The organism is Georgenia muralis, from assembly GCF_003814705.1.
GTDB classification, from domain to species: domain Bacteria; phylum Actinomycetota; class Actinomycetes; order Actinomycetales; family Actinomycetaceae; genus Georgenia; species Georgenia muralis.
This window is the reverse complement of record NZ_RKRA01000001.1, coordinates 3,355,994-3,374,005: the sequence shown is the minus strand read 5'-3', so window position 1 is coordinate 3,374,005 and position 18,012 is coordinate 3,355,994. Positions and strand designations below refer to the sequence as shown.

The 18,012-nt window shown below is 69.9% G+C and carries 15 protein-coding genes and 3 pseudogenes; 6 read left to right on the top strand and 12 right to left on the bottom strand.

Annotated elements, in window-relative coordinates; genetic code table 11:
* Window positions 1-225: 225 nt before the first annotated feature.
* Window positions 226-1,281 carry a hypothetical protein gene (locus tag EDD32_RS15235; protein WP_211338851.1) on the bottom strand — a complete coding sequence of 352 codons (1,056 nt, stop codon included), beginning with the start codon at window positions 1,279-1,281 and terminating at the stop codon, window positions 226-228.
* Window positions 1,282-1,604: 323 nt separating this feature from the next.
* Here EDD32_RS15235 and EDD32_RS15230 point away from each other — a divergent pair, with 323 nt between their 5' ends.
* Entirely contained in the window at window positions 1,605-2,213 is a 609-nt protein-coding gene (locus EDD32_RS15230) for a sensor histidine kinase (RefSeq protein ID WP_123918818.1), read from the top strand.
* Window positions 2,214-2,530: 317 nt separating this feature from the next.
* Here the strand turns inward: EDD32_RS15230 and EDD32_RS15225 are convergent, their stop codons facing one another.
* Genes EDD32_RS15225 through EDD32_RS15215 form a run of 3 tightly spaced genes read right to left on the bottom strand, consistent with a single transcriptional unit; the run spans window position 2,531 to window position 4,771 of the window.
* Entirely contained in the window at window positions 2,531-3,067 is a 537-nt protein-coding gene (locus EDD32_RS15225; RefSeq protein ID WP_123918816.1) for an SLATT domain-containing protein, read from the bottom strand.
* Complete coding sequence (locus EDD32_RS15220; protein ID WP_484103609.1) at window positions 3,064-3,621, bottom strand: type II CBASS E2 protein; 558 nt, start codon at window positions 3,619-3,621, stop codon at window positions 3,064-3,066. Before EDD32_RS15220 ends, EDD32_RS15225 begins: the two co-directional genes overlap by 4 nt.
* Window positions 3,602-4,771, bottom strand: a complete 1,170-nt coding sequence (locus EDD32_RS15215; RefSeq protein ID WP_123918812.1) for a nucleotidyltransferase domain-containing protein — start codon at window positions 4,769-4,771, stop codon at window positions 3,602-3,604. The genes EDD32_RS15220 and EDD32_RS15215 overlap by 20 nt, the downstream gene beginning before the upstream one ends.
* 921 nt (window positions 4,772-5,692) lie before the next feature.
* On the opposite strand from EDD32_RS15215, the gene EDD32_RS15210 reads away from it, so the two are divergent.
* Window positions 5,693-6,169, top strand: a complete 477-nt coding sequence (locus EDD32_RS15210; protein ID WP_123918810.1) for a site-specific integrase — start codon at window positions 5,693-5,695, stop codon at window positions 6,167-6,169.
* On the opposite strand, the pseudogene EDD32_RS15205 reads toward EDD32_RS15210, so the two are convergent.
* The 5 genes and pseudogenes from EDD32_RS15205 to EDD32_RS15185 form a co-directional block, all read right to left on the bottom strand.
* Window positions 6,120-6,440 (bottom strand): annotated as a pseudogene (locus EDD32_RS15205) (helix-turn-helix domain-containing protein); the annotation flags it as partial. The gene EDD32_RS15210 and the pseudogene EDD32_RS15205 sit on opposite strands and share 50 nt — an antisense overlap.
* An 815-nt stretch (window positions 6,441-7,255) precedes the next feature.
* Complete coding sequence (locus EDD32_RS15200; RefSeq protein WP_170175317.1) at window positions 7,256-8,392, bottom strand: MFS transporter; 1,137 nt, start codon at window positions 8,390-8,392, stop codon at window positions 7,256-7,258.
* 37 nt (window positions 8,393-8,429) lie between these two features.
* Window positions 8,430-9,938, bottom strand: a complete 1,509-nt coding sequence (locus EDD32_RS15195; RefSeq protein ID WP_123918806.1) for a tripartite tricarboxylate transporter permease — start codon at window positions 9,936-9,938, stop codon at window positions 8,430-8,432.
* Window positions 9,935-10,486, bottom strand: a complete 552-nt coding sequence (locus tag EDD32_RS15190) for a tripartite tricarboxylate transporter TctB family protein (protein WP_170175316.1) — start codon at window positions 10,484-10,486, stop codon at window positions 9,935-9,937. The genes EDD32_RS15195 and EDD32_RS15190 overlap by 4 nt, the downstream gene beginning before the upstream one ends.
* Window positions 10,483-11,526: a Bug family tripartite tricarboxylate transporter substrate binding protein gene (locus EDD32_RS15185; RefSeq protein ID WP_123918802.1), complete on the bottom strand. Its 1,044-nt coding sequence runs from the start codon at window positions 11,524-11,526 to the stop codon at window positions 10,483-10,485. Before EDD32_RS15185 ends, EDD32_RS15190 begins: the two co-directional genes overlap by 4 nt.
* A gap of 145 nt (window positions 11,527-11,671) precedes the next feature.
* Here EDD32_RS15185 and EDD32_RS15180 point away from each other — a divergent pair, with 145 nt between their 5' ends.
* Window positions 11,672-12,334 (top strand): GntR family transcriptional regulator, encoded by a 663-nt coding sequence (locus EDD32_RS15180; RefSeq protein ID WP_170175315.1) that lies wholly within the window; start codon window positions 11,672-11,674, stop codon window positions 12,332-12,334.
* Between the two features lie 56 nt (window positions 12,335-12,390).
* Window positions 12,391-12,780, top strand: coding sequence for a universal stress protein (locus tag EDD32_RS15175; protein WP_123918798.1), 390 nt, complete (start codon window positions 12,391-12,393; stop codon window positions 12,778-12,780).
* A gap of 167 nt (window positions 12,781-12,947) precedes the next feature.
* Here the strand turns inward: EDD32_RS15175 and EDD32_RS15170 are convergent.
* A pseudogene (locus tag EDD32_RS15170) lies at window positions 12,948-13,541 on the bottom strand (IS110 family transposase); the annotation flags it as partial.
* A gap of 269 nt (window positions 13,542-13,810) precedes the next feature.
* Here EDD32_RS15170 and EDD32_RS18925 point away from each other — a divergent pair.
* Window positions 13,811-14,218 carry a hypothetical protein gene (locus EDD32_RS18925; protein WP_123918794.1) on the top strand — a complete coding sequence of 136 codons (408 nt, stop codon included), beginning with the start codon at window positions 13,811-13,813 and terminating at the stop codon, window positions 14,216-14,218.
* 350 nt (window positions 14,219-14,568) lie between these two features.
* A complete protein-coding gene (gene lhgO, locus EDD32_RS15160; RefSeq protein ID WP_246006162.1) occupies window positions 14,569-15,774 on the top strand; it encodes an L-2-hydroxyglutarate oxidase in 1,206 nt (401 codons plus the stop codon).
* A 5-nt stretch (window positions 15,775-15,779) separates the two neighbouring features.
* Here lhgO and EDD32_RS18920 read toward each other — a convergent pair whose 3' ends face one another.
* Together EDD32_RS18920 and EDD32_RS15155 are read right to left on the bottom strand one after the other, a co-directional pair.
* Entirely contained in the window at window positions 15,780-16,061 is a 282-nt protein-coding gene (locus EDD32_RS18920; RefSeq protein ID WP_170175146.1) for a hypothetical protein, read from the bottom strand.
* Window positions 16,062-16,319: 258 nt separating this feature from the next.
* Window positions 16,320-17,068, bottom strand: a pseudogene (locus EDD32_RS15155) (DDE-type integrase/transposase/recombinase); the annotation flags it as partial.
* Between the last annotated feature and the right edge of the window lie 944 nt (window positions 17,069-18,012).

The following is an 18,012-nucleotide window of genomic DNA, read 5'->3' as shown; positions in this document are numbered from 1 at the left end:
CGGGCGTCGGCGCGCATCCGGGACCAAGCGGTGCGTGGGTCGGATAGCCCTAGCGCGCGCGCTCGGGGGAAGGTTGGTCCGGACCTGCCAAGGATGGCGGGGGCGAGGCGTCTGCCAGGACGGCAGTGTGAACCTCGGCCAGGGACCCCGTGGCGCGGCCCAGCCGGGCCACGGGTCCCTTCCGAGCATGGAGGAGCGTCGCGACGGGACGCAGGAAACCGGGGTTCATCCCTTCGGCAGGGGTCGGCCCGACTCCTGCCGGTACGTGTAGGCGGCGGCCCGAACAGCTTCGTCGCTCTCCAGGCCCGCACCCAGAGCCCCGCCCAACGTGGCCAGGGCGCTGGTGAGCCACACGAGCTCGAGGTAGTCACCGACTCGGGCCGCGTGCCCGATGTTCTCCTCGAACAGATGCGCCGGCACCAGGACCGGTGACGTCAGCATCGCGAGCAGGAGGAGCGCGGCGTACAGGAAGAGCACCCCTAGCAGGACGGTGCCCGTCGTGGCCAGGTTGAAGAGGGTCACCTGCTTGCGACCATCCATGGTCGATGAGCGTTCCCACAGTCCCGCTCCGACGATCAGCGCGACGGTGATCGCCACGACAGATCCCACCCCGACCGCCGAGAGCCTGGCCCAGCCGAGGGCGTCGCCGAGCTGCCAGATGTCGGAGGTGACGAGCGCGAGGACCCCGGTCGCCAGGGCGGCGGTCAAGGCTCTCGAGAGACCGATGGCGAGTCTCCACGGCTGGTTGGCTCGGATCATCCCGGTCAGGAGTCGCACGTTCCCGCTCAGGACCCTCGCGGTGAACCTGACGCTGCCGTCCGCGCCTTCCTGCTGCCTCCCGAGCTCATGTGCGCGGCGCCGCAGCCCCGCGACGGAGCCCGGCAGCGCGTGGTCCTCCGTGTCCCCGAGCAACGTGCGCACGAGTCCCACGACGGTGTCACGCGTGCGACGACGCAGTCCGATGGCGCCGAGCGCCGGCAAGCACACGACCGCCACGCCGTGCAGGGGGCTGGCGTGGGCCACCACTGGGCGCCGGTGGACCTCGAGCGGCAGGTCGGTGAGGCAGACGACCAGGTCCCAGGCCTCGTCCAGGAGCCTCTCCCTCGCTGCGGCGACGATGATGGCGTCATCGGCAGGTGGGCTGACCAGGACGTCGACCACCGTCGGCACCCGCCACTCGACGGTGGGCAGTCGCTCGCTCAAGTCTGCGCGCAGGTCGTCGGCGAGGTTCGACGCGACCTCGGCGGCGGTACCAGGCGCAGAGACAAGCCCGATCACCACCACATAGCCACTCATCGCAAGGCGGCCGGCCTGCGCGAGTTATTCCGACCGTCCTGCCTCATCCCAGAAGTGTCGGACCATCGGGCGGCGTGAAGCAAGGGGCGCCACCGACACGTGTGAGGTGCTTCAGTGAGCCGGCGAACGCCGTCGCCTGGCCAGATCGCGCGGGGTCGTTGCTGGTCCGCTCCGCGCTCGAGACCCGCATCACGATGGTGCCGAGGGCTCTCCACGAGACCCTTGTGGCGCCTTGGGTCTGCCCCCTTCAGGCTGCAAGGCGCCACCCGACCCGAGACGACGCGCCCTGACCTACCAGGAGGCCCAACGTGAGCGAAGCGCTCAGCCGAGCAGTCGTCGAGTCGGTCAACCACCACCTGCGGACACCCGTCGCGGTGATCATGTTGAACTCCGAGATGCTGATCGACCACGGGCACGAGCTTCCCGAGGACGTCCAATGCTCGCTCGCCTGCATCCTGCGGTCAGGCCTTCGACTCAACGACGTGGTGGCCGGTATAGGTGAGCTCATCGATGTCGTCTGCCTCGGCATCAACGTCCGGGACACGGTCGACGTCTCGCACGTGCTGGCCGATGAGGTCGCGACCTACATGGACCGAGCCGAAGCACGAGGTATCCGCCTGGACGTCTCCACCGGTGGAGCGGTGAGCTGTGTGGGGAGCCCGAGTCGTCTGCGGCGTGCGCTCCGCGAGTTGCTCGACAACGCCGTGACCTACGCACCCGACGGGTCGACGGTGTGCGTAACCGCCACCGTCACGGCGACGGGGGTCCGGAACACGATCCGCGACCACGGCACCGGCATCGATGCGGCCGACCGCGACCGATTCATGAGGCCCTTCGAGCGCGGCACCCACCCGCGGCAGGAGGCCACCGGCCTCGGGATGAACCCGCCGTTCGGGTTCGTCGGCGAGTGTCGGTGAAACGTGTCGACCTGCGGTGATGTACTGCTCCGGACCGGTGCGAACTGGCTGCCTTGATCTGGGGGTCAAGGGGTCGCGGGTTCAAATCTCGTCGGCCCGACACAGAGAACGTGCTGGCGAGAGGCCCGTAGGCGGACTTCGTGTGGTCTCCTGCGGGCCTCTTTGCGTGGGCTGACACCAGTTTTGACACCAATCGGCCGACCGGTCACCGTCGCCAACTCTCCTCGACAGCCGAGGAGAGCATCGCCTCTCAAGAAGCCGCCAGAGGACGACCCTCGGGTCCGGCTCTTGCTGCAGGAGCGCGCCAGGGGCGGTGGTCAGCTTCTTTGCGTCGAGTCGGACTCGTGCTCAAAGTGGCCCGCCTCGATCTTCGTCCTTGCGCGGTCGAAGGCCCGGCCAGAGAGCGCGGGAGCCTCTCCGTCGATCTTCGCCTTCTCACTTGCGACCTCTGCGGGCAGCGACCGCCACGAGCGGGGATCGTCTGGTGCAGAAGTCGCGAGGTCGATGCGGATCATCTGTCGAGCTCGGACTCGTAGTGCGTTGAGCTGCCGCCCCGCGGTGAGATGACGCAACTCGGCCTCTCGCGGCTTGAGGAAGGTGAGCAGGCCGGCGGTGATTGCAGCGATGAGGGCGGCGGCTCCAGTGACGACTGGTGCCGCTTCTGTGAGCACGGTGGCCGCCGCGATGCTGGCGGAGATCGTGGACGTCAGGCCGAGCCAGAGGTTGATGCGGGCGTGGGCCTCGGCGTGCGCGAAGTGCGCCTTCTCCGTCCAGAGGATGTCCTCGGACAAATCCTCAAGTTCTCGCGCCACGGCTCTGCGGAACTCCGGCGTGAAACCGTGTGCGGTGGTCATCGGTGCCTCGCGTTGGTCGTGGATCGCGCCGTGGCGGAAGCACGGCGCGGGCGTGAAGGAGCGTTGATCGGTGCAGGGAGTCGCACCGAACCACGAACAGAAGATGGGGCTTGTTCGGGGCTATAGGGATGAAGGACGTCCGCCTGCGAGTCGCCGTCGAGGCGGTCGGGCCCATCTCCGTACCAGGTGCCCGTCGCCCGCCACTGCTCGTAGTGAATTAGCCACTCGAGGGTCCACGGGAGAACGGTGTCGACGAACAGCATGCCGGGGCGGAAGTCGCCGAGATCCGACACGCACAAACTGCCGGTGTCATAGACGTGGGGGAGGAGACCCGACTCGTTCGCGATAAGTTCCGGCTCCATCACGTAAATCGACGGCACTCGCGCGTGCTCGGCCTCGAGCCGCAAGAGGTAGGTGTCGCACAGGTCCAGTGGGCGCACGCTTCCAGTCCAGATGAGGTGGCCCCGCGTGAGCTCGGCGGAGCTCGAGGGGAAGGCCTTGGACAGACACAGGGCTTGAAGCGCTAGGTTCGCGTCACCGCGGCGATAAACCACCGGCAAAGTGGTGTCCTTTCACTGTACGGGAGCCTTGGGCGGCGGACGCCGTGGACGCGATGGCCAGCGTGCCGCCAGTCTGCATCCTCAACGCCTTGTTGTGCCGGGCGCCGTCGAGGGTCTCGCTGAGTGCGTCGTTCGCACCCCGTGCGAAGCGGCGCCCGAAGCTGGCCTCGAGCAGCGGAAGGACTTCATGCAGTCCGGACTTGGACTCGAACCCGGAGAACGTGTCCTGGGCGGCGCGAAGCCACTCGAAAAAGTGCTCGGCGCGAGTGGGCTCCGCTGCCCAGCCGTCGAGGAAGTTCTCCGCAGGTTGCGCGGGGTTGCTCAGGGTCCAGGTGTGGTCACTCCACTCGAGGTAGGAGCCCATCTGGGAGACGACTTGGCGTAGCGAGTCGTACAGGCCTGTGCCTCCTGCGTACGCGTGCGCTGCAAGGGTCGTGATCACGATCGACGCGGGCCGGTCGTGCAGGTGCTCGGCGAAGTGCACGTCGCGGTGCCGCTTGAGCGCCTGGACCACGCGCTGAAGAGTGGTGCGTCGGCGCCACTCCGGCACGCCTTCGATGTCGAGGCGCTTGGCTTCCTCGGCGCTCGCCGTGAGGGTGCTTGGGCTCATGCGGGCGTGGAACCAGGCTGCGTAACCCGTCGGGTTCGACGAGAGCCACGTGCGAACGTCCGTGTCCGTAATGAGAAGGTCGTCGCGATTACTGTCGCGGTTAGGAATAGCTGGCAAGACGTCCATGTGCATATCCGGCCACGTGAGGGTCCAGCACCGGGAGCTTTCCTCGACGTTGGGGCGCCCGCTGTCCGGAGTCCGGGCGAAGGTGCGAACCGCTTGTCCGATCTCCTCCTTGAGCTCTTGCTGGCTGATGGAGGTCTTTGCGATGTCACGCTTGGCCACGAGATCGATGTCGATGTCGTCGTTGCGGTGGACGTTGCGAACTACAGTCCCGAGCTTGAACGATCCCTGCGGGAAGACTGCGTTCTGCCCGTAGGTCGAGGACCACTGCTTATCGAGCACCTCGCCGAGCTGCTCGTACCGCCGAACCACTTGCTCGAACTCGAACTGCGTGATGTCGAGCGCTGCGAGGCCGCCACGGAGGAGGTGCCCGAGATCGCCGACTGGTGCGGCCAGCGCGGTCTGAGTCATGGTTCCTGGTCCTTCCTGACCGGGGCCGGGACTGTGTCCTGTGTCACCTGTCAAGTTCGTGCCGCGTGTTCGCGGGTGCCGCAATGAACTACAGGGCTGGAACTACTCCGCTGTGGTATGGATACTACACCTAGGGGCCTACGCGAACCTGGGCACCACATGTTGTGCTGGTCCGGCGCGAGGGTTGGGTGCGGTGCTGGTTCGCGGCTTGCTTGCCGCGAGCCGCGAACCGCGGCGGGAGCGACCGCGACGAGCCGTTCGTCGAAGGGGTGGGCGTCGAGAAGGACGACCCGTCGGCCGCCGACGCGGCGCCAGCGCCCGGCCCGGCGCTGCCGGCTGCCGCGGTCGCGACGAGCAGGTCGAGCAGCACGACGAGGAGTTCGATGGGATGAACGGTTGACACCAGTTCTGACACACCAACCGGGACGGATTCACTGCAGTCCGAGTACGTCGGTCACTATCCGTGTTGGCGGTAGCAGGCTGATATGCGACCTGAAGCGATCGCTCTGAACGGGCTGCCGTCTGCTGGGGATCAAAGGGGCCCACGGTCGGTTCCCGCCCGTCCGAACAGTTCCGCGGTAAAGTGAGTGCGATCCCAGCACAGAGTGCGCATGGGACACCGGTCCGTCGACGTCGCGCTCGGTAACGATCCGAGACGTAGGCCCACCAGGGGCCCACGGAGGTCCCAGAGGCAGCAAAGGTGCTGGTGAGCGAGCCAGAAGCATCAGGTTCGAACCCAGTATCGCCCACCATCCCGATGGGGCCTCTGACCAGCGAAAGCGCAGGTCGGAGGCCCTTTGCGTGTCCGCCCTAGGTGGACACGAGAGGACCCGAATGCCCCCTGTGGGCCTCCCGGAGGCCCACCAGAGGCCCACGGACTGGTGATCGACGAACACCTAGTCCGTGGGAGGCGAGATCCAGATGGCAGGCACTCGACGAGGGTTCGGCAACACCGAACGTCGCAAGAACGCGAGGACGGGCAAGACGACGGGATGGCGGGCGCGGTACTTCGGGCCGGACGAGGGCCGCTATCACCAGACCTTCACGACCAAGATCGACGCCGAGGCGTGGTTGCACTCCGAGGAGGCGCTGATCGCGCGGGGGGAGTGGCTCCCGCCCGCCCAGCGGGTGGCGCGCGTCACGGTGACCCTCAACGAGTACGTCGCGGTCAACATGAAGGTCCGCAAGCTCGCCCCGCGCACCCGCGAGGAGTACGAGACCTATGTGGAGAGGTTCCTCACCCACGACGACCTCGGCACGAAGGCGCTGCGGGCCATCTCCGCGCGCGACATCACCGCCTGGTACACCAGGCTGCAGGAGCGGACCGGCAAGACGATGACCGCGCGCGTGTCGACTCCAGGGTCGCGACCACGACGTCCTCGACCTGCTCGACACTGATCGAGGCCGGCCGCCCCGGGCGCGGGTCGTCGCTCAGCCCGTCCAGACGGTGCTCGACGAACCGGGTACGCCACTTGCCCACCGTCGCCGCGGCGCACCCCAGGCGCGCCGCCACCGTCTTGTTGTCCAGCCCCTCCGCACACGCCAGCACGATGCGCGACCGCAACGCAAGCGCCTGGGACGACTTCGCCCTTCGCGACCAGCGCGTGAGCTGCTCGCGCTCGTGCTCGGACAGGACCAGCTCGGCCTTGGGGCGCCCAGATCGCGACATACCCCAGTCTACGACTTATGGTATGGATTTCTGGCGCACGACACTAGCGACCAAGGATCGCTAGCGACCAAGGATCGCTAGACGGGGCGCACGACACCGCCACGCAGCAACGGCGTCTGGCCGCGCACGTCGTCCCGCTCGTCCGGGCCGTCGGGCACCTGGCACTGACGGATACCGAAGGCGGGGTGGCCGAGAGGCGGGGAGCTGATCGAGCCGTTGCAGGTCCCGGATGCCGGCCGGCCCCCGGGACCGGACGGCCGGAGCCAGGTCCGAGGCCGTAGCGCGAGGTTCGCTCGGGTGGCGGGGTAGGTCCGTGCTGGCCACGCTCAGTCCGGTGGTGCCCATGGCCCGCGGAGCGCACACTGGCGAGCGGTTAACGCAGTGGCGAGGGTGCCCGCCGCGACATGAAGCCCCATGGCGGTAGAGAGTGGCTGGTGCCGAGGATCGGGTTGAGGGTCGCCAGAACTTCATCGGTGCCCTGCCGGGCTTGGGTGTATGCCGCGGCCGAGTTCAGGACGTCCTCGGGCAGCGCGTCGGCGGCCCTGCGATAGAACTCCTCGCACGAGGTAACCAGCGTAGTAGTGCGCCTCATCAGCGACCGGCGGCATCCCGGCGTCGAGCAGCCGCGACATATCCCCCGCGAGGAATCCCAGCATGGCACGTCGGAAAGCGAGCCGGGCGACGGACTTCGACACCTCCCTGGGCGGTGACCCAAGCGGAGGATGTCGTGGAGCAGGTCGCCTAAGGAAGTTCCAAGAAGCCGGCGCTCCGGGCTGCCGGGCTCCCGGGAGCCTCGACAGGCACGGTGGCGGCGTTCAGGCCGGCCGGCCCCGGCGCACCACCAGCGCGACCCCCGCCAGAGCGGCGGCCATCACCCACAGCACGCCGCCGACCCCGGCCGAAGAGGCGGCGAAGCCGGCGACGGTCGGCACGACGGTCTGGCCCAGCCGGTTGCCGGTCAGCCGTACGGAGAGCCAGGTGGCGCGTGCGCCGGGCGGCGCCGCCTCGGTCACCCACGCCATCGTGAGCGGCTGCCCGATTCCGAGGGTCAGCCCGCCCAGGGCCATGACTGCGAAGAGCACGGCCAGCGGCATGGGCACCGGGATGACGGCGACGGCGAGCGCGGAGAGTGCGAGCGAGGCGCCGAGCGTGGGGAGGCGGCGGAAGCGGGCCACCAGGGAGCCGACGAACATGCGCGAGACCATCGATGCTGCCGCCCGCACCGACAGCAGCACGCCGACCGTCCCCGCGCTGATCCCCGCCTGCGCGCCGAGGGCGGGCAGGTAGACGACGAGCAGGTCGATCGCTGCGATCAGCACGAGCGAGGCCGCGATCGCGTTGATGAGCTCGCGGCGCACCGGCCCGGTCACGCGCATCGCCAGCCGCAGGCTCCCCGGTGAGTCGTCCCGGGCGGGCCCGGATGCCCTGGCGCGCATCGCCGCGGTGCTGAAGACCAGCACGACGGCGAGCACCACAGCCCCGCGGAGGATGGCGGAGGTGTCCGGGATGGCGCCGTCGCCACCCAGAAGCGTGATCAAGCCCGGCCCGATGATCTGGCCGAACGAGACCGACAGGGTGTAACGCCCGAACGCCGAGTCAAGCCCGAGGGCCCCGCGCAGCACGGTCACCGTGGTCTGCTCGCCGACGATGGTCAGCAGGTGCCCGACGCCGAGCAGCACGCTCCACAGCAGCAGCGTCATCAGAGAGTCCGCCAGCCACGCCAGCCCGACCGTCGCCACGAGCATCAGGTCCGCGCCGGTCCAGAGCACGAGTCGCTCGCCGCGCAGGTCGGTCATCCGCCCCACCGAGATGGCGATGAGCAGCGGCACGACGGCGAAGGCCCCGGAGAGCAGCCCGAGCTGGCTAGCGGGGACGTCGAGCTCGAGGGCGCGGTACGCCGTCGTCGGGCGCACGACGTAGGTGAGCGCCTGGACCACGACGGCGTGGCACATCAGGGCGACCGGCCACCCCCGCGCCGGCGCCATCGCGTCAGCCGGCGGCGGCGACGCGCGCCCGCGCGCCGGTGCGGCGGGCCAGCAACCGCGGCAGGACGATCGCGACCACCAGGAGGGCGTAGACGGTGATCGAGAACGTCGAGCTCACGAGGATGCCGAGGTCACCGGCGGAGATGTCTAGCGCCCGGCGCAGCTGGAGCTCGGCGAGCGGGCCCAGGATGGCGCCGATGATCAGGGGCGTGACGGGGATGCCGAACCGGCGCATGACGTACCCGAGCAGGCCGATCGCGGCCATGACCCAGACGTCGAACACGGCGCCGTTGAGCGTGTAGGCGCCCAGCAGCGCGAACAGGGCGATGCCGGCGTAGAGGTAAGGCTTGGGGATCTGGAGGATCTTCACCCACACCCGTACCAGCGGCAGGTTCAGCAGGAGCAGCATGACATTGCCGATGAACAGGCTCGCGATCAGGCCCCACACCAGGGGCGCCTGCGTGGTGAGCAGCTGTGGCCCGGGCTGGATGCCGTACTGCTGGAAGGCGACGAGGATGACCGCCGCGGTCGCCGACGTCGGGATGCCCAGCGTCAGCAGGGGCACGAGGACGCCGGCGGCGTTGGCGTTGTTCGCAGCTTCCGGGCCCGCGACGCCCTCGATGGCGCCCTTGCCGAACTCCTCGGGGTGCTTGGAGAGCTTCTTCTCCAGCGAGTAGGAAAGGAAGGTGGGGATCTCGGAACCGCCGGACGGGATGGTGCCCATCGGGAAGCCGATGGCGGTGCCGCGCAGCCATGGCTTCCACGAGCGGCGCCAGTCCTCGCGCGACATCATCCGGCCGGTAAACCGCGCGATCGAGAAGGCGGCGCCGGTCTGGTGGGCGGCCACGTAGAGAACCTCGCCGATGGCGAAGAGGCCGACGATGACGAGGACGACGTCGATGCCGTCCAGGAGCCGCACCAGCCCGAAGTCCAGGCGCGCCTGGCCGCTCTGGAAGTCGATGCCGATCAGCCCGATGACCAGGCCGACGGCGAGGCTCACGAGGCCGCGCAGCACGGAGCGGCCCAGCAGCGCGCTGACGGTCAGGAACGCCATGACCATGAGCGCGAGGTAGTCGTGCGCCCCCAGCTTGACGGCGACGCGCACGATCGCGGGCGCGGCGATCGCGAGCGCCGCCGTCGCCAGGGCACCCGCCACGAATGAGCCGATGGCGGCCGTGGCGAGGGCAGCGGCGCCCCTGCCCGCGCGCGCCATCTTGTTCCCGTCGATGGCCGTGACGATGGAGCCGGCCTCGCCGGGGGTCTTGAGCAGGATCGACGTGGTCGACCCGCCGTACATGGCGCCGTAGTAGATGCCGGCGAACATGATGAACGTGCTCGACGGCTCGAGGCCATAGGTGAGCGGGAGCAGCAGAGCGATCGTCAGTGCCGGGCCGATGCCCGGCAGAACGCCGACCAGGGTGCCGATGGCCGTGCCGGCCAGCGCGTAGAGCAGGTTCGTCAGGGTCAGCGCGACCGCGAAGCCCTGCGCGAGGGAGGTGAGCGAGTCAGTCACAGCACCCCCTCGAGCACGCCGGCCGGCAGCCGGATCGACAGTCCCTGGGTGAAGCCGACGTAGATGACGACGGCGAGCACGGCAGCGATGAGGAAGTCGCGGACGTAGCGGCGAGCGCCGAGGGCGTACGCGATGGCCCAGAACGTCACCAGCGCGGTCGGCACGTAGCCGAGCCTCTCGAGCGCCAGCGCGTACCAGGCGATCGCGGCCAGCACGATGAGCGCGCCGCGGACGTGGAGCACCGCGAGGTCGATGTCGCCCTCGCCCTCGTCCGGGTCGCCGCGGCCGCCAAGGAGGACGTGGACGATCAGGGCGAGCGCCACCGCCATGGTGAAGACAGCGACGATCGTGGGGAAGAACCCGGCCCCGATGCCCGAGGCCGAGGTGGAGGCGGGCATCGAGCGGGCGTCGAGGAGGACGACGACGCCGAGGCCCAGCACGGCCAGGCCGAGGACGAGCTCGCCCCAGACGATGCGCCGGCGTGCCCGCCCCGCCGGGGCGGGGCGGGTCTCCGGCGGGGCCGCGTGGGCTCCGCCGTCGGCCGTCACTGGACCAGACCGAGGCCCTCGAGCACCTCGGTGACGCGGGCGTTCTCCTCCTCGATCCACGAGGCGAACTCCTCGCCCGAGATGTAGACGTCCTCCCAGGCGTTGTCGGTGACGGTCTGCTGCCACGTCTCGGAGTCGTGCAGGGCGTCCAGGGTGGCGACGTACTGGTCGATGGTCTCCTGCGGCAGGTCGGCCGGGGCGGTGATCGAGCGCCAGTTGTAGAACTCCAGGTCCTCGAGCCCCTCGTCGGCGAGGGTCGGGGCGTCCGGCACCGACTCGACGGTCTCGAGGGAGGAGACGAGGAGGGGGCGGAGCTCGCCGGCCTCGACCTGAGCCTGGAACTCGCCGGTGCCCGCGATGCCGGCTGACACCTGGTTGCCCAGCAGCGCCGTCGTCGCCTCGCCGCCGCCGGAGAACGGGACGTAGTTGAGGTCGCTCGGGGTGATGCCGCGCTCCTGGGCGAGGAGGCCGAGGAAGAGGTGGTCCGCGCTGCCCGCCGAGCCGCCTGCGATCGGCACGGACGCGGGGTCCTCCTCGATGGCGGTCAGGAGGTCCTCGAGGGTCTGGAACTCCGAGGCGGCCGGCACCACGATGAGCTCGTACTCGCCCATGAGCCGCGCCAGCGGGGTGACCTCGTCGAGCGTGACGTCGGAGTTGTTCGTGACGACGCCGGTCATCATCGCCAGTCCGGACGCCATCCACAGGCCTTCTTTGCCGGTCTGCGGGGCCACTTGGGCGAGTGCGACCGTGCCGGACGCACCGGGGACGTTGGTGACGGTGACCTGCTCGGCGAGCGACTCTGCCTGCAGCCCCTCCTGCACCGCGCGGGAGGTCTGGTCCCACCCGCTGCCCGGGGCGGCGGGCGCGATGATCTCCAGCTGGGCGATCGGCTCGGCGGCCTCGTCGCTGCCGGCGGCTGTGGTGGACGTCTCGCCACCGGCGGTGCCGCCATCATCGGGGTCGGTGCCGCCGCCACAGGCGGAGAGTGTGAGGGCGGTGGCGGTGAGGGCGAGGAGGCCAAGGGTGCGGCGAGAGCGCATGAGGTGGCACCTTCCGGTTCGACTGGACATCGTTGTCAGCTGTCATGCCCCTGGCCATCCGTGCGATTCCGACCCGGGTGCTGCCGGGAACGTACCGCGGTGTATGCGTGTATGCAAGACCGACATTTTCTGCCACACTGCCGCCATGTCGAGCGCCAACGTCCGACGGGGGACGGGACTGGAGACCGTGTACGCCACGGTCCGCGGCCAGATCATCGACGGGACGCTGGGCCCGGGTGAGCGGCTCACCGAGCCCGCCCTCGCCGAGCGGCTGAACGTGAGCCGAACGCCGGTGCGCGAGGCCCTGCGCCTGCTGCTCGCTGAGGGGCTCGTCCACCGGCAGCTCTCCGGCGGCCTGCGCGTCGCGCCGTTGCGGCGCGAGGATCTCGACCGCATCTTCGATATCCGTGCCCGGCTCGAGGGGCTGCTCGCCCGCGACGCCTGCCTGCGCATGACGCCCGAGGTGCGGTCCCACCTCGATATATTGCTGGACCGCATGGACCGCGCGAAGGGCGACGAGTCCGAGATCCTGCGCCTCGGCCGGGAGTTCCACGCCACTGTCGCCGAGGCGGCCGACAATCCCTGGTGCAGCCAGCTGCTCCACGAGATCCGTGGGCACGTCGACCGCTACAAGGCCTGGGCGACGAGCGACCCGGGCCGGCCGGCGCAGGCAGCGGTCGAGCACCGCGCCATCTTCGACGCGCTGGTGGGGCGGGATCCCGAGGCCGTCGACCGCATCATGCAGGACCACGTGGTGAGCAGCGCCGTTGCCGCCCGGCGCGCCTTGCCGCCGGACGTCCAGAGCTGAGTTCTTCACCGCCCGACCCGCCCGAACCCCACCGCGCCCGCCGAGAGAGGACCACGATGACGATCGTCGTCGGCTACACCACCAAGCCCGAGGGCAGGGCGGCGCTCGCCCGCGCCATCCTCGAGGCCCAGACCCACGCCGAGGACCTGCTCGTGCTCAACGTCTCCGCTGGAGAGGCCTACGCCGACCCATTGCTGGCCACTGAGGATGAGCTCGACGAGGTACGTGCCGAGCTCGCCCGTGCCGGCGTGGAGGGCCAGGTGCGCCAGCTCGTGCGCGGCAACGACGTCGCCGACGAGCTCCAGGCAATCACCGGCGAGCTCGGCGCGAGCCTCGTGGTCATCGGACTGCGCAGGCGCTCGCCCGTGGGCAAGCTCGTGCTGGGCAGCAACGCCCAGAAGATCCTGCTCTCGGTCGATGTCCCTGTGCTCGCCGTCAAGGCCTGAGGCCGTCGCGCGGGCCCGACCGCCCCGGGCCTCGCGCATCGCTGTCGGCGCGAGGACGGGCGGTGAGACGGCCTACCAGGTGGTGGCTCCGCGGATCACGACGTCGGAGCCGCCGTCGACGAAAGATGACCTGGCCGCAAAGGTGGGTCTTCTTTCTCCTCGCTGGTCCGCTTGACCAGCCATGCCCGCAACCGCGACTCACCCGTCCGGCGGATCGCCTGCGGCGTCTGGTAGCCCGTCAGCAGGACCAACGCACCCCGGCTATGGGCGTAGTCGAAGGACCGCTCCAGCGCAGGGAAGTAGCCGCTGAGCACGTCGCGGAGCCGGTTGACCACGCGGACCCGGTCACCGACCAGGTCGGTGCGGTGGGTGACCAGCAGCCGCAGCTCGGTCACCAGCGCGGTGGCGACCTCGACGTCCTGTAGATCGCCGCGGTGTCGAAGGGTCTCGGCGATGACGTAGGCATCGCGGGCGTCGGTCTTGGCCTCACCGCGGTAGGCGCTGGCCATCTGGTTCACCGTGCGGCCGGGGACGTATCTCACCCGCTGACCGTGGGCTGCCAGCAGTGCCAGCAGCAGTCCCGACATGGTCCCGGTGACGTCTACTCCCCAGACGACCTCGTCGGCGTGGCCAAGGACGCCGGCGATCGCGTCGAGGATGGCGGCCTCGTCGTTGACCACCTTCGTCGACCAGACTGTGGTGCCGGCCTCGTCGATCAGGCAGATCCAGTGATGACCCTTACCGACGTCGACACCAGCCCACCCCGAGCGCGATCCGTTGCTTCATCAACTCCTCCTTCGAGCACACGAGCGATTGCCATGGCCCGAAGGAACACCCCGCCGACATCCGTAAACAGCGAACAGGACGCGCATCTCAATCAGCAGTCAAGGCGCCCCAGGAGGAACCGGGCGGCCAATCCATCGGAGCCATCAACGGGCGATCAAGGCTCAGCCACACCCAGCCCTCCCGGGCCACCCAAGAACTTACGGATCAGGGCTCAGCGGCAGGGAACAACCGCGAGTCGCTCGAGATGTGGTTCAGGGGTGCAACCCCCGCCCAGCGCGCCGCCCTGGAGAAGAACCTTGTCGACGCCTACAACGCATCCCAGGACGAGTACATCCTCTCGGTCACCTTCAACGAGCGCGTGGACAGCAACATCAGACCGCGCTCTCGCGAGGCGTCACCGGCCGGGACGAGCCCGCCGCCCATCCCGAACGCTTCGTCCGCCACCCACCCGCCCCGCTGGGAGCCGCCCGAGGAGCCGTTCACCACCGACGTCGTAGCCGTGCCCACCCGCGGCGTCGAGCGCTGGCTCGCCCAGCGACTCTCGTACCACCTCGGCGCCGGGCCCGACGGCGAGCCCCGCGTGTGCGCCAACGTCACACTCGCCTCGCCGCACAGACTTGTCGGCGCCGTGCGCGCCGCCGCGGCGCGATGACGACGAGAACGGCGCAGGCCACCGCGTAGGCAACGAGCAGCGCGTCCGACAGGTTGGTGTACCCGCACAGCTGCAGGTCCATCGGGACGATCCCGCTCGCCATGACGAGTGCGAGGTAGCCGGGCGTCAGGCCCTCGATGGCTCGAGCGACTCTCTCCCAGGTTCACAGGTTCCGTGGTCGATTCGCGCCTGCCGCCCCCACCGGCGACATAATGCTGGTGCGGCGGGGCACCCCGCCGCGGCGGCGCACGCGTCGTCGCCCGCAAGGAGGTCGTCGTGTCACGTGCTTCCCGGACGGCGGAGCCCGGGGCTTCCGGCCCGGCCGCGACCTGCCGGGGACGGTGAGCGCCGTGTCGAGCTACGACTTCCTCGTGGTGGGTGGGGGCATCGTGGGCCTCGCAACGGCACGTGACCTGCAGCGCCGTCGGCCGGGCGCCTCGGTGCTGGTGATCGAGAAGGAGCGGGCGCTCGCCGCGCACCAGACCGGGCACAACTCCGGGGTGATCCACGCCGGGATCTACTACGCGCCTGGTTCCCTCAAGGCGCGCCTGTGCCGGGCGGGCGAGGCCGCCACCAAGGAGTTCTGCACCGAGCACGGCATCCCGTTCCGCACGGTGGGCAAGCTCGTGGTCGCCACGGACGACGCGGAGGTGGCGCGCCTGCGCGCGCTGCGCGGCCGCGCCGCGGAGAACGGCATCGAGGTCGAGCCCGTGGACGCTGCCCGGCTGCGCGAGCTGGAGCCGAACGTGACCGGCCGCGAGGCGCTGCTGGTGCCGGCGACCGGGATCGTGGACTACCGGCGGGTGGCCCGGGCGATGGCCGAGGGCGTGCGCGCCGCCGGCGGCCGGATACTGACCGGCACCGCCGTCACGCGCATCACGGAGGACGATGACGCCGTGCGGGTCGTGGCCGGCGGCCAGGAGTTCCGGGCTGGGCGGCTGGTCGCGTGCGCCGGCGTGCAGGCCGACCGGGTCGCCCGGATGGGCGGCCTGGCGCCGGATTTCCGTATCGTGCCGTTCCGCGGGGAGTACTTCGAGCTGCCCGCGGAGCGCACGGGTCTCGTCGAGCACCTGATCTACCCGGTGCCGGACCCGGCGCTGCCGTTCCTCGGTGTCCACCTCAGCCCGACCATCGACGGCCGGATCACCGTGGGCCCCAACGCCGTCCTCGGCCTCGCCCGCGAGGGCTACCGCAAGGGCGCCGTCTCACTGCCCGACGTGCTCGACTACGCGAGGTTCCCGGGCATGTGGCGGGTCGCCCGCGCGAACCTGCGCACCGGGGCGGCGGAGGTGGCCAACTCGGTGTTCCGCCCCGGCTACCTGCGCCAGTGCCGGCGGTACTGCCCGTCCCTGCGGCTGTCGGACCTGCGGCCCCATCCCGCCGGCATCCGTGCGCAGGCGGTGCTGGCGGACGGGACGCTGGTGCAGGACTTCCTGCTGCGGCACACGCCGCGGCAGCTGCACGTCGCCAACGCCCCGTCCCCCGCCGCGACCTCCGCCCTGCCGATCGGGGCGATGATCGCGGCACGCGTGCTGGAGCCGACCAAGACGACCTAAGTCGTCTAGTCCTTCTGGGCGCAGCGTACGTCGTCGACCTTCGCGTCGATCGTGGCGAGATATTCGGTGATCTGATCAGTGAGGGCCGACAACAACGCTGGCTGGTCGATCGCCCGCGAGCAGCGCCGCACACCTGCACGGTGACCCCAAGGAGGGACAGCAGCAGCGGGCGCGCCATCACCGACGAGGACCGCCGCGACCGGGTCGTCGTCGTCGAAACCCTGGCCCTGGCCCGCGGCGATGACGACCCGGTCGCCGGGCGGTCGGCTACCAGGGTCCGGCGCCACAGCATCGCCGCATAACGGACGCCAGCCGCTGAGACGCGGCACATCCGGATGTAGCGCCTCCGTATCTTGACCCGGGAGGAGACGGGCGGCCGACGACGGCAGGTCCGGGAACGCATGAGCAACTGCAAGCGACAAGCGGGGGAGTACCGGCGCCCCGGGGGACGGATCAACCTGGCCACCGAGCCGGGCTCGCGGCCAGACCGGCCCGGTTAGTTCTCCTGCGCCCCTGGCGGGTGCGCCCTGTCGGGCGTGAGAATGGTGCTCCGCGTCACGCCAGAGATGAGACTTGTAGGCCGAGCCGTTGTCGGACAGGACCCGCTCGACGGCGACGCCGTGGTCGGCGAACCACGCCACCGCTCGCCGGAGCACCCGATGGCGGTGACGGCCTTCTCGTCGCCGCAGATCTCGGCGTAGGCCAGGCGGGAGTGGTCATCGATGACCGTGTGCACGAACGCGGTGCCGATCTTCGGATGCCCGTGTCGGTCCTGCCGGTCCGCAGTGCAGTCTTGGCCTTGTTCTTGTCGCCCTGCCGCTTGCCGACGTAGCGCCAGCCGCCCCCGTCGGGATGTTGCCGAACTTGGTGACGTCGACGTGGATCAACGAGCCGGGGTGGTCGTGCTCGTAGCGCCGCAACGGCTCCCCGGTGACCCGGTCGATGAAGGAGAGCCGGTTGATCCGGTACCACATCAGCACCGCGTGCACGGTCGAGGCCGGCATCCCCAGCCGGCCGGCGATCTGGACCGGCCCCAGCCGGTGCCGCCACCGCAACCGCAACCGATGCGCACTAGGTCGGGGTCTGTTCTCGTCAGGCTGGAGCGCGGACGCGAGCTGCGGTCCACCATCGCGGTCTTGCGCTCGGCGCGGTACCGATCAGCCCACTTCTTCGCTGTCCGCGGGGAAACCATGAACATCTTGGCCGCCGCGGCGTAGCTCCAGCCGGACTCGAGGACGAGCAGGGCGAGCCGCAACCGGGCACGCGGGGTCAGGGCAGCGTTAGCGTGGGACACGAAGGCCTCCTGCTTGGTGAAGCGGTTCCTCGACCGCTCCACTTCACTACCGGAGGCCTTCACCTGTCAGCCCGACTCACCGCCACTGGGCGGTACAACCTCCCTGGAGATCACAGCTCGACGATCGTGATCACCTCGGCCGAGTACAAGCGGTCACGCAGCTCGCGAGTGTCGTCGTCGGCGGCCAGCGGCAGCTGGCCCGGGCGCCCAGGATCGCGGCGGCGGCCTCCCGGTGGTCCCGGGCGGCGAGAGTCAGGCGCGGTCATAGGTACCGGCGACTTCGGCGTTTCGGTCGTGGTAGCAGTCATCCAGGGCGGGTGCGAATCAGCGGCGGAGCCCCATCCCGCTCTTCGCGGGCTCTCGCCCGCGCGTACGTGCGCAAACGCTCGGCGACGAGCACATGGAGATTCCCCAGGGCCATGGCTCGGCCGACCATGTGGTGTGCGCTGGCCAAGGTCTCTCTTCAACGGCAGGCGAGTGGGGACGGTGGCCTCGGGCAGGAGGTGCGTGTAGCCGAAAATGTAACCATGAGGCATCGGTCGCCGCCGTTCGGGAGCGTCGGCCGGCGTCGGTCATCAACATCGACCTGCGGTCATGTACTGGTCCGGACGGGTGTGGATGGGGCGCCTTGATCTGGGGGTCAAGGGGGCGCAGACTCCATTCTCGCTGACCCGAACCGCTCCTCGGTAGACTGGTCTCGGTTCCAGCGCAGACCGCGCGTGGGACTCCAGTCCGTCGAGTTCGCGCCCGGCAAGAGGCGGGACGTAGGCCCACCAGAGGCCCACGGAGGTCCCGGAGGCGGCCCGCCGGCACACGCCCTACCGCGGTGCTCTCCGACAAGCCCCGCCGGCACGCATCCGCCACGGCGCCGCGGCGACCGCCCGTGCAGGTCCCCGGCGTCGGTACGATCGAGACGACCTTTTCCGCAGGACGAGCAGGAGCAC

Excerpts from the sequence above, each read along its gene's own strand:
- EDD32_RS15225 (WP_123918816.1), bottom strand. The coding sequence starts at position 3,067 with ATGACCACCGCACACGGTTTCACGCCGGAGTTCCGCAGAGCCGTGGCG.
- EDD32_RS15215 (WP_123918812.1), bottom strand. The coding sequence starts at position 4,771 with ATGACTCAGACCGCGCTGGCCGCACCAGTCGGCGATCTCGGGCACCTC.
- EDD32_RS15210 (WP_123918810.1), top strand. The coding sequence starts at position 5,693 with ATGGCAGGCACTCGACGAGGGTTCGGCAACACCGAACGTCGCAAGAAC.
- EDD32_RS15200 (WP_170175317.1), bottom strand. The coding sequence starts at position 8,392 with ATGTGCCACGCCGTCGTGGTCCAGGCGCTCACCTACGTCGTGCGCCCG.
- EDD32_RS15185 (WP_123918802.1), bottom strand. The coding sequence starts at position 11,526 with ATGCGCTCTCGCCGCACCCTTGGCCTCCTCGCCCTCACCGCCACCGCC.
- EDD32_RS15180 (WP_170175315.1), top strand. The coding sequence starts at position 11,672 with ATGTCGAGCGCCAACGTCCGACGGGGGACGGGACTGGAGACCGTGTAC.
- EDD32_RS15175 (WP_123918798.1), top strand. The coding sequence starts at position 12,391 with ATGACGATCGTCGTCGGCTACACCACCAAGCCCGAGGGCAGGGCGGCG.
- EDD32_RS18925 (WP_123918794.1), top strand. The coding sequence starts at position 13,811 with ATGTGGTTCAGGGGTGCAACCCCCGCCCAGCGCGCCGCCCTGGAGAAG.